General features: G+C 41.9%; 8 protein-coding genes and 1 pseudogene. 8 read left to right on the top strand and 1 reads right to left on the bottom strand.

The features are described from left to right. Window positions 1–188: 188 nt before the first annotated feature. Window positions 189–1,415, bottom strand: coding sequence for an efflux RND transporter periplasmic adaptor subunit (locus DABAL43B_RS11985; protein WP_227516687.1), 1,227 nt, complete (start codon window positions 1,413–1,415; stop codon window positions 189–191). 821 nt (window positions 1,416–2,236) lie between these two features. On the opposite strand from DABAL43B_RS11985, the gene pilG reads away from it, so the two are divergent. From pilG to DABAL43B_RS11945, 8 genes and pseudogenes are all read left to right on the top strand, one after another. After that, window positions 2,237–2,614 (top strand): twitching motility response regulator PilG, encoded by a 378-nt coding sequence (pilG, locus tag DABAL43B_RS11980; protein ID WP_011514416.1) that lies wholly within the window; start codon window positions 2,237–2,239, stop codon window positions 2,612–2,614. Between the two features lie 100 nt (window positions 2,615–2,714). Then, complete coding sequence (locus DABAL43B_RS11975; RefSeq protein ID WP_079692598.1) at window positions 2,715–3,077, top strand: response regulator; 363 nt, start codon at window positions 2,715–2,717, stop codon at window positions 3,075–3,077. 3 nt (window positions 3,078–3,080) lie between these two features. Then, window positions 3,081–3,611 carry a chemotaxis protein CheW gene (locus tag DABAL43B_RS11970; protein WP_079692597.1) on the top strand — a complete coding sequence of 177 codons (531 nt, stop codon included), beginning with the start codon at window positions 3,081–3,083 and terminating at the stop codon, window positions 3,609–3,611. A 526-nt stretch (window positions 3,612–4,137) separates the two neighbouring features. Further along, window positions 4,138–5,148 (top strand): annotated as a pseudogene (locus tag DABAL43B_RS11965) (methyl-accepting chemotaxis protein); the annotation flags it as partial. Between the two features lie 179 nt (window positions 5,149–5,327). After that, a complete protein-coding gene (locus tag DABAL43B_RS11960) occupies window positions 5,328–6,302 on the top strand; it encodes a CheR family methyltransferase (protein ID WP_079692595.1) in 975 nt (324 codons plus the stop codon). Window positions 6,303–6,332: 30 nt separating this feature from the next. Next, window positions 6,333–13,280, top strand: coding sequence for an Hpt domain-containing protein (locus DABAL43B_RS11955; protein WP_079692594.1), 6,948 nt, complete (start codon window positions 6,333–6,335; stop codon window positions 13,278–13,280). After that, window positions 13,270–14,283 carry a chemotaxis protein CheB gene (locus tag DABAL43B_RS11950; RefSeq protein ID WP_227516686.1) on the top strand — a complete coding sequence of 338 codons (1,014 nt, stop codon included), beginning with the start codon at window positions 13,270–13,272 and terminating at the stop codon, window positions 14,281–14,283. Before DABAL43B_RS11955 ends, DABAL43B_RS11950 begins: the two co-directional genes overlap by 11 nt. Then, the gene (locus DABAL43B_RS11945) at window positions 14,280–14,783 is read left to right on the top strand and encodes a hypothetical protein (protein WP_079692593.1); all 504 of its coding nucleotides are present in this window, start codon (window positions 14,280–14,282) and stop codon (window positions 14,781–14,783) included. Before DABAL43B_RS11950 ends, DABAL43B_RS11945 begins: the two co-directional genes overlap by 4 nt. Window positions 14,784–14,863: the final 80 nt, after the last annotated feature.

Here is a 14,863-nt window from a genome sequence, read left to right as displayed (position 1 = left end):
GTACTACTTCTCTAGTCGCTCTGAACCATCAAACAAGAACGATTTAACATATAAATGATGTCTCTAAAAACATAAACGATGTTTCGATTAATCTAGCTTAGCATACGCTATATTGCCTAAACAGGATGTTATTAAACAAGGCATGCTTTGTTAATGTTTCTACACAATGTAACTACTCACCTTTACGCTTATGAAACCATTACTTTTTTACCTTCAGATTCAATGGGTAAGTTTGCTAGACAAATTAAGCTGTCATTGCTAACGCCGGCAATTAAATACTGTTTGGTAAGCGGATCGTATTCGATTACCTCAATAGGCTGGCGTGTCAAACGTTGGTCTTGTCCTATAATCCATATATGGGCGCTCAAAGAACGAAGCGGTTTATAAGGCGGGGCATGTAATACGGTTAGGTCGACATTATGCAAAGCACGCTTAGGGACGATGGTACCGACTTCTATTTGTCCGTAGTCAACACGTCCTATCACTTTCATGCCCGGTAATATTTGATGGCGACTTACCTCGTTATTAACCACATTAACATAGACAAATAACTGTGTTGGTTGTCCCGCTGTCTTCAAATTACTGACCTGACCGGTAAATTTATCTATCCTCTCTTCAGCGGTGAAATTGACGGTTTGTCCGACAGAGATTTGCGATTCGGCTTCAATGGGCAAGGTTGCAACAAAGTGCAATTCAGACTCATCGCTGAGCTTTAGTAAAGGTGTATCAGCAGTTATCTGTTGTCCAGCTTGGACAGACAAGTTTTCTACACGACCTGAAAAACTCGCTCGTACCGTTATCAAATTAGAGGATTGTTTTGCAGTTGTAGCTTCTTGAACATTATCTGAGTTTTCATCATTCTCATTGGTTATAGAAGGGGTTAGGTTAGCATCGGTGTCAGCTTTTTTGCTGAGTGTCGCTGCTCGATTGGCAGTCTCTGAAACGCCAATTTTTTCATTATCTGAGGCGATATCGTTCAAGCCGACGTCGATATCGGTTGAATCATTAGATGAGAGTGCTGGTTTGATTTGAGTTGCTTGACGTCGAACTGTAAATAAAGGCGTGCCTTTTTTCACCCATTGATTTTTGCTCACCAATACTTGCTCTACGGTCAGCGGCTGAGCTGCAATAAGATTAACTTTCTTGATAGGCTTAATGGAGCCTTGTAATCCAAGGCTTGGCTGATAACGGGTTGGTTTTACACTTAAAATATGATCCGGTGTCATGGTAATACTATCGGCAGTGATAATAAGCGGAGTATCGACCGTCTCACTGTTTTCGGCAGTCACAGGTTCAGCAGTAGGAGGCGATGGCTGACAGCCGATAATGAGCAAGGCGCTTAATACATAGCTGCTTTTTCTTAACAGTGCAGAACGTAAAACAATAGAACCTATGGAGCGTATAGAAAATGTCATACCAATCACCATCATAAACGACCTTTTATTATATAGTGAATTTAGATGAGGGGAAATGATTACACCATATTTGCTGAGCAGCATAGGAGGTCAAAAATGCTGATATAAACTTTACTTCTATACCGCAAAATTTCATTAACATACTGAATTTAAAAAATAATTTGAACATTAATTCGTTAAATCGCTGGAAAAGCAGTAGTAACTGTGCTAAAACAAACATAATAAAATATATTGATACATTTTTATTACAAATGAAGATTATTCGGTAAGGTAGATACTAATTCTATATAATGCTTAGAAAGTAGCAGCTACTGAGATTAGGTTTCCGCCTAGTTGAAGAATCACTAACCATACCGGCTTTTAATACAATAGCTCTTTAATACGATGTATTTTTAATGATAGTGAGCTTCTAAAGAGTTTTATCGCTATCGTTATTGGCTAAAAAATGAGCGTTTGGTCAGATGGCGCTTGCGCCGATGACTCGTCAGGTTTGTCGTAATTAATTAATGACTGTAGGGTACGGTTGATCACTGACTATGCAGGTATAATAACGCTGTAAAAAAATTTAAAATAATGCCCGATTTACTAAGATAATTCATTATAAAGTGCGTATAGTGACTCATGGTAACGCCATGCTTCATGAGCAGGTTTCAGTAAATAAAACGTATCTATTATTACAGACAGCAAGACAGGGTTTGCCGTTCATATCAATCAAAAATAAGCCAGCTTATCAGTTGAGATGACAGTTAATCGGTTTTAAATTGATGGCTTGTATCGATGGATAGCACTACGAATAAATAGTTGTTAATAGGACAATGCAAATGGAAAATAATTTTGATGGTTTAAAAGTGATGGTTATTGATGACTCAAAAACTATTCGCCGTACCGCAGAGACGTTGTTGCAAAAAGCTGGCTGTGAAGTTGTGACCGCGATTGATGGTTTTGATGCATTGGCTAAGATTGTTGATCATAATCCAGATATTATTTTTGTGGACATTATGATGCCACGTTTGGATGGATATCAAACCTGCGCTTTGATAAAAAACAATCCTGATTATGCCAGTAAGCCAGTAATTATGTTGTCATCTAAAGATGGTTTGTTTGATAAAGCACGTGGACGTATTGTTGGTTCTGATGAGTATCTGACTAAGCCGTTTAGTAAGGATGAGCTTTTTGAGGCGATTAACCAGTATCGCTAATACTAAAAGTAGCAGTAAATTGTTTTTATAATATTGTTTCTAATCGGTTTGTTTCAACAACATATCCTAGTGGATATCATCAAAAATAAAGGGAATACCCATGACTACCGTTTTAGTCATTGACGACTCGCCATCTGAGATGGCGAAATTTCGCGACATGCTTGCTAAAAATAACTATCAAGTGTTAGAGGCGACAAATGGTGAACAAGGTTGTCAGATGGCCATTGATCATCTACCAGACGTCATCCTAATGGATGTAGTCATGCCTGAAATGAATGGTTTTCAGGCGACTCGTAAGATAACTCGTGGTAAGACGACGTCCCATATTCCTATCATTATGATTAGTACCAAAAATCAAGAAACCGATAGAGTTTGGGGTAAGCGTCAAGGCGCCAAAGAGTATATTACTAAGCCTATCGATGAAAGTGGTCTGGTCCAGATAATTCGTAAAGTAATGGGGTAGCTTGTGGCATCCAGAGGGTTTATTGAGCTTCTGCGTATAGCAGATTTGGCACGCGCGCGTAAAAGTGGTCGCCGCGGTGGGCAAGCGTTTGACTGGCAAGGGGTGGTATTTGAGATCGGTGGTCAACGCTTAGTTGCGCCAATGGGTCAAGTATCAGAAGTATTAACCATGCCAGAATATACCAGCGTGCCTTTAGTAAAGCCTTGGATGCTTGGCATCGCAAATATTCGTGGGCGCTTGCTACCGTTAACCGATTTGTCTCGGTTTTTGCAAGTTCCTAGCCGGTTGTCGCAAATGAGCCAGCGCAAAGTCATCGTTGTCGAACATGATAATGTGTTCTCGGGCCTGCTGGTAGATCAGGTTTTGGGTATTGAGCAGTTTACTAAAGATCAATATTATCCAGAAGCTATTGAGCCTAATTCGCCATTTGCGCCTTACAACCATGGCAAGTTTTTCAAAGATGAACAAGATTGGTACGTTTTTATGCCAAGCTTGCTGGCACAGGATCTACAGTATACCGATGCTGCACTATAGCTATTGTTAATAAACAATCATTTCTAATAAGTATTGGTTGATTAAAACGATAGCAGAATAATAATGGCTGACATGAGCCGGTGGTATGTCAGCATTCATACAGGCTTTGTGAATCACTGTTGTTTTGATAACAATATGATTTCAAAGTCAGTCACGATGAGACTTTGACGATTGTTTGAAAGGAATACGCACGATGAGTGATGTTATAAACAACCCTGTAGCTGTTACAAATAAAACAACGGCAGATGTTAATAGTAAGTGGAGGCTGTTATTAGGGCTTTGTGCTTTAGTGAGTATTGCTTGTCTATTTTGGCTGGTCAATTCATTATCATCGATTAGTCAATATTTAACCGATTTTAATCAATCAGTCATATTGCCAGTGATTGTATTTGTGCTAGGTATACTAGGTATTTTATTTGCTCTATACCAGTTACTACAGCAGCGCGGTGGGTCAGAACGCTTACTCATCGAAAAAGAGACGTTACGTCGTCGCCAAGAAGCTGAAGCGGAGTCTGAACGTGCGCGCCAAATTCAAGAAGAAAATGAGCGTAACCAGATTGCGATTTTACGCCTACTTGATGAGCTAGGTGATTTAGCAGACGGTGACTTAACGGTTAATGCTACCGTATCGGAAGATTTTACTGGTGCGATTGCCGATTCCGTTAACTTTGCAATTGACCAATTACGTCAATTAGTACTAGTTATTAACAGTACTGCTGATCGTGTTTCGCAGTCCTCAGAGCAAACGCAGATGAATGCTGTCGAGCTTGCTGAGGCATCTGAACACCAAGCACAAGAAATCGCTGGTGTATCTGCGGCTATTAATGAGATGACGGTATCGATTGACCAAGTTTCAAACAACGCTGCAGAATCTGCGACGGTTGCTCAGCGCTCGGTTGCCATCTCTTATAATGGGGCAGAAGTTGTACAGCGCTCTATTGAAGGTATGAACGTGATTCGTGACCAGATTCAAGAAACATCAAAACGTATCAAACGCCTTGGTGAGTCGTCACAAGAAATTGGTGATATCGTTGGTCTGATTAACGATATTGCTGACCAAACCAACGTTCTAGCATTGAATGCGGCGATTCAGGCATCGATGGCAGGTGAGGCTGGGCGAGGATTCGCGGTTGTTGCTGATGAAGTTCAACGTCTTGCTGAGCGCTCAGCGAATGCAACCAAACAGATCGAAACGTTGGTAAAAACCATTCAGGCAGATACCAGTGAAGCCGTTATGTCAATGGAATCAACGACTTCTGAGGTTGTGCGCGGTGCACGTTTGGCCAAAGATGCCGGTGAGGCACTAGAAGAGGTGCAAACCGTTTCTAATACCTTGGCTGACCTTATTCAAAACATCTCAAACGCTGCTATGCAACAGGCAGAGTCAGCTGGTCACATCTCTCATACGATGAACATTATTCAAGATATTACTTCGCAAACCTCGTCTGGTACGATGGCGACGGCACGTTCTATTGGTGAGCTAAGTGAAATGGCCGCGGCACTACAAGAATCTGTGACGGGCTTTAAAATATCTGATGATGATGAGCAGTTGAATAATGAAAATACTGACCATGAGTATTTAGATATGGATGAAAGAGTATCAGACAGTATCTAATAGCTGTTGATAGCGTTTATGATTTTCTATATTGAGATGTTAACCAAACTGTTGCCTTGATCATTATCTAGACTAAGGCAGCAAAAATAATAGCAGGTTACGTGAATAATCATACTCAAAAAAGCAGTATTATTATTAATAAAGCTGAAACAGTATTGCTAGAAGCTTTTATGCAAGACGATACTGAAGCGTTAATAGACGATACTGCTTTTGATACGCAACGATGGCAACGCTATATAGAGCAAGAGATTGGATTTATCTTACCCACTGTTCAGCGCAAGTGGCTGGTAAATGCCGTTAGTCAGACAGCGTTATTGTATGGGCTGACCGTTATACAGTTATGGCATCAGTTACCGCACAATGATGAGCTGCGCCAGCAATTATTAGACAAAGTATTGATTCATGAAAGCCGCTTCTTTCGCCATGTGCCTTCTATAGAGTTTGTCACAAACGATGCATTACAGCATCAGCGCCGCCAGCTTGTAGAGGATGATACTGATGAGATATTTCGTATTTGGAGTGTGGGCTGCGCCAGTGGGCAAGAGACGTGGTCGCTTGCGATGAGCTTAGCCTCAAAGCAGCTCAGTAATTACGCTATATTGGGTACTGACGTCAGTCAACAAGCAGTTAAAACGGCACGTTTAGGTCAATATGACAATAGACAGCAATCGTTAATTCCGCTACGTTGCCAGCAGTTTGTGCAACCATTACAGCCTGCAAATGCCACTAAAGAGGCAGGTTTTAATACTGCTTTTATTGAAAAAAACAAAGTAAGCAGCAGCTGTGCAGACTGGCGTATTGCGCCAATGTTAAAACCACATGTGCGCTTTGCTTTACACAATATTATGGATAAAAAACTACCCACGCCACATTTACAACAAGTGATTGTCTGCCAAAATATGCTGCTATATTTTCGCAAATTTGATCAGCGTGATATTTTGGCGCGGCTATCAGAACAATGTGCACTAGGTGGTTATATTATATTGGCTCCAGGTGAGGCGTTATTTTGGCGTCCTTCAAATATGCGCCGTATTGCGCACCCACAGATTAATGCGTGGCAAAAAATCAGTGCCTAAATTAGCGCCTAGACGAGTTAGGATAAACCTATGAACAACCAGCCCAATGACATGGTAACGATCGAGTGGTTATTGCCACTGTTTAATCAGCAATTATCACAGGTAGCTGATGGCTGGCAATTAGGGGCAGAAAACTCTAATTATGAGCAAACGGCACAGCACTACCATCAGATTAGTGGTGCGCTTACCATGATTAACTTGCCTTCTTTAGCAAGTCTAGCGACTAAGCTTAGCCTGTTAGTAGAAGCAAGTAATCCCCAAGATTTAAACGATAATGTTAATAACTTAGACAGTAGCCTCAATGATGACAGTTTTGATACTCATTTTGCTGCTGAGAAAGCTCGAGTCGGGCAGGTCGCTCATAGACTGTTACAGCATGAGCTGGTGCACTATGCGCGAACGGGTAACTACCATAGCGCTTTAATCAATAAGGTCTCGGCTGAGCTGACGCAAGCTTTATCACGGTTTGATATAGCGACAGACCACCTTATAGATTCAGTCTTATTATCTGCAGCCAGTGATCTAGATAGTCGGTCAGACCACGATGATATTGACATAACCATACCAGCTAGCATGGCAGTTTCAGATTTAGATAGCCAACAGCATCAGCAATTGTTATTGGTTTGGCGCCAGCAAGTACAAGAATTGCTAGCTGCTAATGTAAATAAACCTTCTATACTGACTGTTTTAGAAAAGGTCAGTCAATACTTATGGCAAACCGCACAAGCGGCTGATTTGCAGCGTCTTTGGTACTTGACTGAGTTGTGGCTGCATGACCTTGGAAAAAATGAAAGCCCGCTACCTATGCATTATGCAGGGCTATTAAGTCAGCTGGATCAGGTTATAGAGTCTTACCAACATCAAACTGAGCTATCAACGAGCGCAATTAAAAAATTGATAAGCAGTATTTATATTGAATTAAACGGCCTTGTCAATCATAGCGATAATACTCAATCTATATTGAGCGGCTGGTCGCAGGCAGATACAGAGTCACGTTTCTTACCGCGTATACTGAATGCGATTGAGGCGATTATTTTTAGTCTTGATAAGCCTCACAATTTGCTAAAACCTTTACAAAAAATAAGTGCCCAGCTTGAAGGTCATGGTTGGACATTGTATGCGTCACAAGTGACCTCTATTCTGGCTGATATAGAGCACAACCTATCTTCAGACAAAGACTTCGCTCAAGAACAATGGCAAATTGAACGTCAGCTTCAAGAGCTATATAGTGCTATCTATAATACAGAGCAAATAATATCTACAAAAATAGGTAGCGCGGCTTCTTTCACGTCACTATCTCAAGTAGTCGCTAGTGACGACTTGCAGCCAGAAAGCAGTACTTATATTAGTGCCAATAATGAAGATTTACGTGAACTGCGTATTGCAGTCGAAGAAATCAAGCAAGATTTTCATGACTATATACAACGCCAAGATACAGACCTATTACCAGATCAAGCAGATTTCACTAGAATGAGCCATGCCTTTGATAGCATGGGACTGCCTTCGATTGGTCAAGCAACAGATAAAATAGCTGATATATTTGTACAAATACACACTCATGGAATAGAAGCACTCAGTTGGGATGTTACCCAAGCGCTGGCAGAGGGTTTGACCTCTATTGAGTTATTACTCGATTATCTTGCCCAGCAGTTCTTTGACCAATCATTATTGGAAAAAGCAAATGGATATATCGACAAAGCAGCAACACTGCTTAGTGAGTATATTCATGCGCCTGAAACGGTCAATGATACTTTTCTTACCCAAAAAACGGCAGCAACCGATGTACTGCGCTATGATGACAGTGGTGAGATTTCACCTATTATCGATCAATCTTTCGTCGCTGATGCTGTTAGTGACGCTTTACTGCGCGCTCGTCATCAACTCAAAGCTGATAACTTTGATATAGATGAAGACATTCGTGAAATATTTATTGAAGAAGTTGAAGAAGTTGTTGCTGACTTAGAGGATTTTTTACCAATATGGCAGGAAGACGTACAGGATTTAACGCCATTAACAGAAGTGCGTCGAGGTTTTCACACCTTAAAGGGTTCTGGACGCATGGTTGGTGCTTTTAGTATCAGTGAGATGGCATGGTCGATTGAAAACTTGCTTAATCGTTTGTTAGACAAAACCTTACCGGTAACAGATGATGTCGTCGCTTTAGTGACAGAAACTACAAAGCGTTTTCCAGCCATGTTGGGCGACTTCAAGGCACAGCAGACTCCAAGTTTTGATCCTGCCATTACTATTTTGCAAAGTCATAATTTAATGACCCAGCAACCTCTTAATTTCGGATTAGAGACAGCGGAACTAGCGTTTTCAAAACCTGAAATCGAACAGGATAGTGCTATATCAGACCATTCTGTATCAGGCCATAGTTTGCATTCACAAGCGTCAAACTTAACTGTTGAGACTGCCAGCTCTATCGATCCTATCACTACTATCAAAGATACTGGTGAAGCAAGAAATCTCTCTGAGCTATTAGCTGATTTAGAGATACCCTTGGTACTGAAATCATTTATCTCAGAATCAACAGTGCTAGCGGCGGACGCGAACGATGCCGACCCTGATATCAAAGAGATATTTATAGAAGAAGCCAATGAAGTATTGGACGAAATCGTCCCTTTATATGAGTATTGGCGGCTTTCTCCGAGTGATTTGACTGGACTGACGGACATTCGCCGCGGATTCCATACGCTAAAAGGTTCGGGCCGCATGGTTGGCGCTAATTATAGCGCTGAGCTGGCATGGTCTATAGAAAACATGCTTAATCGTATTTTAGATAAAAGTATTACGGCGTCAACAGATATACAACAGCTTATCGGCGATGTATTGGCAGCTTATCCTGCACTATTAACAACTTTTGAAAATGAAAGCGAAGATTATCCCGCTATGCTGCCATTGTGGGTCGCATGTGCCAATGCTTATAGCAAGCAGCTAGGTGATGAGTTCAGCTACAATGTGCTATATGGTCAATTAGCAAGCCCTGCTGAACAACAAGTTTCTGGGCATGTAACACTGCATTCTGGTCTGGATAACCACGCTCAAGATTCTGACAATGGTAGTGATGAAACAATCGATCATGCATTGCAGACGATTCATTCGGTCAACGAAAAGATGGCTGAAGCGCCTATTATTTTGACGCCTCAAAGTGAAGAGGAACAAGCGTTTTTCGACATTTTCATTGAAGAAGCGGAAGAGTTGTTAGAGGGTATAAATGAGTTTGTAAGTAGCCATCAAGATGAGTCCCATGTGGCAGTGAGTGATGAGATTGTGCGTGCATTCCATACACTGAGAGCGGCTTCTGGCTCTAGCGCTTTGGCAGCAATCAGCGATGTTAGCGCGACAATAGAGCAGAGCTTAGAGCTACTACAGCAGCAAGATATACCGATGAATGCGAAGCACTTAAGCGCGCTAGCCCAATCTGTGACGCTCATTAATGGCTATCTCGATAACTATAAACAAAACGCGCAACAGCAGGATATGTCGATAGAAGATATGCAAAGCGAGCAAGATATCGCCTCATTACAGGCGTTACTTGGGAAGCAGAATGTTGACGATGCTGGCGAGGCTATAGCTGATGATAAGCCAACGATAAACCAGTTATTAGATGGCGATATCGATGACTTATTAGATGCAGAATGGCAATTAGCTGAAGCGCTTAGCAATTCAGAAATCGACCAAGTTCAAAAATATATAACTCAACAAATTGCACAAATAAAATATCTGACTGAAAAAGCACAGGTATTTCCAAAATTCACCTCTATCCTTCATGCATTGGAAAATGCTTATAATTATTTGAGTAAGCATGTTGAAAAATCAGCGAATCCTGAAATTCAAGCCATCTTACTTGCGGGACATGCTCAGTTAATCGGTTTATTTGACGCTTTGGCTGGTAGCACCTCATTAAAAATTGATGAGCAAGTACTTGAGCAATTACAGAATATCTCTCAACACAATGATTACAGTGACCAAAATGATGCGGTTGTTGCTCATGAAGCTTATGAAGATGGTGCTGCCGTGCAAAGTATTGCAGCGCCTGAGCTACAGCTTGAGTCTATCGATACCGATATTGAGCTATTGGAAATCTTCTTAGAAGAAGCCCAAGAACTGGATGATGCGCTGGTTGATAGCTTTAGTAAATGGCGAGCGGATATTACTAATATCAATACTTTAAAGGTACTGCAACGCCATCTGCATACCATTAAGGGTGGCGCGCGCATGGCGGGTATTCGCAGTATTGGGGATTTGACCCATGAGGCGGAGACCATCTATGAGGCGTTTGTAGAGGTTAGACGCACGCCAACAGTGCAGTGGCTTGAGATTATGCAAGTAGTGCAAGACACCTTGTCATTACAAGTGGCACATATTGTACGTTACCAAAAATCATTTTTTGCTCCTGAGCTTATTGAGCAATTACAACAGTTTGAAAAAGCAAAAGCTTTACCAGAAACGGTACAACTTATTGTACCTATGCCAAAAAATCATGTTGATGTCGAGTCTAAAGTTCATGCAAATGAATATACGCATCGTATAGAAAAAGCGGCTGATACTCTAAGTTTAGATAGAATCATCAAACAATCATGGGCTCATGGCTTACCTGATCCGGATATTTTAGAGGTATTTTTAGAAGAAGCTGAAGCGCTCACTAACCGTAACGAGTATCTGCAATTATTCTTAAGTGATGCTGGGGATATGATTGCATTACAAGGACTACAACGTGACTTGCACACCCTAAAAGGTGGGGCTCGTATGGTGACCGCTAGTGGTATTGCTGATCTGGCCCATGAAATGGAATCAGTATATAAAGATTTTGTTGATCGCCGCCGTCCTGCTACCAAAAAAGTATTAGAGCTACTTGTGGCTTGTCACGACTGGCTTGCAGATGCCGTATTTATTCTCTCGCAACAGGTCAATCCACCAACGCCTGACTTATTGATTGAGGCGCTACAACAATTCAGTAAAAACCCTGATAGTTTAAAACAAATACCTAAAGAAACCCTACAGCCTCAGCGTGAAGCGATTTTAATCGCTAAAGAGAAGCAAGAGACAACCTATATTCAAAAAGATATCAGTGACATGCCACTCATGGTTAGTGATGTCGCTGAGCATGAACAGAACGCCAATAATAATGAGATGATTCGTATCTCAGGTGGGCTGATTGAGCATATGATTAATCTGTCGGGAGAATCGACGATTAACCGTGCGCGTATTGATATGGGTATTAGTAGCTTGACCAATAGTATTGAGGAGATGGGTACTACCGTACAGCGTCTGGCTGATCAGTTACGCCGGATGGAGATTGAGCTTGAGGCACAGATTTTATCGCAGATAGATGATGAGCTGGTTAATCACGAAGGCTTTGACCCGTTAGAGATGGATCAGTATTCTTCTTTGAATCAGTTATCAAAATCTTTGACAGAATCGGCATCGGATTTGGTGGATATTAACCACACCTTATTAGAAAAAACGCGTGACAGTGAAAGTCTATTACTCCAGCTATCGCGGACGCAAACTGAGCTACAAGATGGCTTGATGAACTCGCGCATGGTACCTTTTACCCGATTAACGCCAAGGCTTGAGCGTATCGTACGTCAAACCGCCAATGAGCTTAATAAATCAGTTGAGCTGAAGATTATCAATGCTGACGACGAGATGGATAGAACCATTCTAGAACGTATTACATCGCCGCTTGAGCACATGTTACGTAACGCGGTCGACCATGGTATCGAAAATGCCTCAACACGCCTAGAAGCGGGTAAAGAACGCAGTGGACAAATTACTTTAGAGGTGCTGCGCGAAGGTAGTGAAATCGTTATTCAGCTGACCGATGATGGTTATGGCATTGATGTGGAAGCCGTACGTAATAAAGCTATCTCTCAAGGTCTGATTGACGCCGACGATAGTAGTCTCAGTGACCTTGATATCATGCAATATATCTTTAATGCGGGGCTAAGTACCAGTAAACAAGTGACACAGATATCAGGACGCGGTGTCGGTATGGACGTCGTTATCAGTGAGATTCGTCAGTTAGGTGGCTCGGTATCAGTTATATCAGAGCTTGGTAAAGGGTCACGTTTTACCATACGGGTACCGCTCACCGTTGCCGTTTCTGATGCTTTGGTGGTTCGTGCCGCTGATCGTTACTATGCCATCCCATTGGTTCAGATTGAGCGTGTAGTACGTATCAACCCAGAAAAAATTTACGACTATTATCAATCAGGCGAAGCGACGCTCAATTTTGAAGATACCGATTATCGCGTACGTTATTTAAATGAGATATTATCGGGTAATAAGCTTAATGAGCTGGTCGTCAATACCAATACCAGCGTACCGCTTATTATCATTAAAAACCGTAGTGGACAGAATATGGCGCTACAGGTCGATCAAATAGCAGGCTCACGTATTGAAGTCGTTGTAAAACCTTTGGGGCAACAGTTCTCGAATTTATCGGGTATCTCAGCAGCCACGATTATGGGCGACGGTTCGGTGATGCTTATCCTAGATTTGATTGCTTTGATGCGTAATGCCGCTTTGGTCAAAGAAGTATCGCAACCTGCTATCGTTAAGCGCAGAAGCTCAGAGTCTAAGGGTACTATTTTAGTCGTTGATGACTCAGTCACAGTACGAAAAGTAACGTCACGTTTCTTAGAGCGTCAAGGTTTCAATGTTGCGCTTGCCAAAGATGGTATTGATGCTCTTGAGATATTACAAGAGATGACACCAGACCTCATGCTATTGGATATTGAGATGCCGCGCATGGACGGCTTTGAAGTCGCGACTCAAGTCAGACATAATAGACGTTTGCAGCATTTGCCTATCATTATGATTACGTCACGTACGGGTGAAAAACATCGTGAGCGCGCACTCGAGATTGGGGTAAATGACTATATGGGCAAACCTTTCCAAGAAAATCAGCTGCTTGATAAAATTCAAAGCTTATTGGATAAAAAGGTCAGCCTAACTCATGATGGGTAACATACGTGCCTTGGCGCTAAAAGATAAAAGTGAGATTAAAGTGCTGGTGGTGGCAGAAGACCATCAGCAGCGGATGGCTTTTTCTGATACGGTACATAGCTGTGGTTTTCATCTGCTTGATTGCGTCACACCATCGCAGTTGAAAGATAAGTTTGATGGTTATGAAAGCGCTATCGATATCTGGTTGATAGACAGTGATTACGATGAGCACGTGGCTACTGTGACCGCATTGACTAAATCCGCCGCCGTCTTGGTCGGTTTTAGTCAAGCACCTTATCTCAATGAGGCGCAGCAGTATGCTAAGTGGCAGCGTAAATTAAAGCGTAAGCTTGCCCAAATGCTTGCTTTGCCAACGCTTGTAGATACCGTCGCTTATAAGAATGAAGCCGTTGATTGGCGTTATGTGGTGTTTTTAGGCGCTTCTATGGGCGGTCCTAGTGCGGTCAAGGAGTTCTTAGATCACTTGTCACCCGCGCTACCAGTTAGCATTTTACTAGCCCATCATTTCAACCAAACGATGATTAGTACACTACCACGTATCTTGAATCGTCATAATGACTGGCGCTGTCAGCTGATTACTTCCTCACAGCGCTTGCGTGCCGGTCAATGTCTGATTGCACCCATTGATAAACAGATTATCTGCGATTCAACAGGGCGAATTATCCTATTAGATCAGGCTTGGGAAGGTGATTATAAACCCGCTATCGGTCAGATTCTTAAAAACACCAGTGATGTCTATGGCAGTGATCTGATAAACATTATCTTTTCAGGTATGGGCAACGATGGCACGCAGTATTTAGATTTAATTCAAGATAATGACAGTCAATTGTGGGCGCAAGAGCCAAGTTTAAGTGCTTGCCCTAGTCAGCCACAAGCTATCATTGATTCAGGATATTGCAAATTTGTCGGTAGTCCCAAGGCCTTAGCACAAAAACTTACCGACTATATTGCTGAAAGGGCGGCAAGCGCCTCTTCGCATTCATTTATTGTGAGCGACGTATGAAACAGATTTTAAAACATTCGTTTGAGGCAGTAAGCTTACTGACCACGAACAAGGGTATGCTCGACGTTACTATCGTCCCAGCGTTCGATCAGCCTGACTGGATTATTCCTAGTAGTTTAATTTTGAGTGTAGACGAGTATAGCGAACATACTTGGAATTATGAGTGGCAACAACAAGAAGTCGCTGTGTTCCATATGCTACCGCGTCATCAAACGCCAGATAAAATGATTGTATTAGAAGGTAATACGTCAGCGCATCGTATTGCGCTACAAACAGCTGGTGAGCTGCGCCAACTACAGGCACGTATCTCTGAGGTTAAAGATGTTGAGCTTCCTGAGCATTTTTACAAAACAGACAGCAACATCGATACGGTTTTTGAGCGTGTGCAAGAAGATGTTGTGCTATCCTACCTATTTCAAACGGTGATGATTGATAATACACTGTACTTGGTGCCTGATTTAGATAAAATCGCACACCAATTGATTGATTTAGACAGCTAGCTTGCTCACTCATAATGAAGCTCTATATCAGTATTTTTTCGATGGCTTGTTAATTATGCTTTGTCAGTTAGTAGCTGTCT

This window comes from Psychrobacter sp. DAB_AL43B (genome assembly GCF_900168255.1).
Classification (GTDB): Bacteria; Pseudomonadota; Gammaproteobacteria; order Pseudomonadales; family Moraxellaceae; genus Psychrobacter.
Note: the sequence above shows the minus strand (reverse complement) of the source record. Positions and strands in the feature narration are given on the sequence as shown.

Excerpts from the sequence above, each read along its gene's own strand:
- DABAL43B_RS11985 (WP_227516687.1), bottom strand. The coding sequence starts at position 1,415 with ATGACATTTTCTATACGCTCCATAGGTTCTATTGTTTTACGTTCTGCA.
- pilG (WP_011514416.1), top strand. The coding sequence starts at position 2,237 with ATGGAAAATAATTTTGATGGTTTAAAAGTGATGGTTATTGATGACTCA.
- DABAL43B_RS11975 (WP_079692598.1), top strand. The coding sequence starts at position 2,715 with ATGACTACCGTTTTAGTCATTGACGACTCGCCATCTGAGATGGCGAAA.
- DABAL43B_RS11955 (WP_079692594.1), top strand. The coding sequence starts at position 6,333 with ATGAACAACCAGCCCAATGACATGGTAACGATCGAGTGGTTATTGCCA.
- DABAL43B_RS11950 (WP_227516686.1), top strand. The coding sequence starts at position 13,270 with ATGATGGGTAACATACGTGCCTTGGCGCTAAAAGATAAAAGTGAGATT.
- DABAL43B_RS11945 (WP_079692593.1), top strand. The coding sequence starts at position 14,280 with ATGAAACAGATTTTAAAACATTCGTTTGAGGCAGTAAGCTTACTGACC.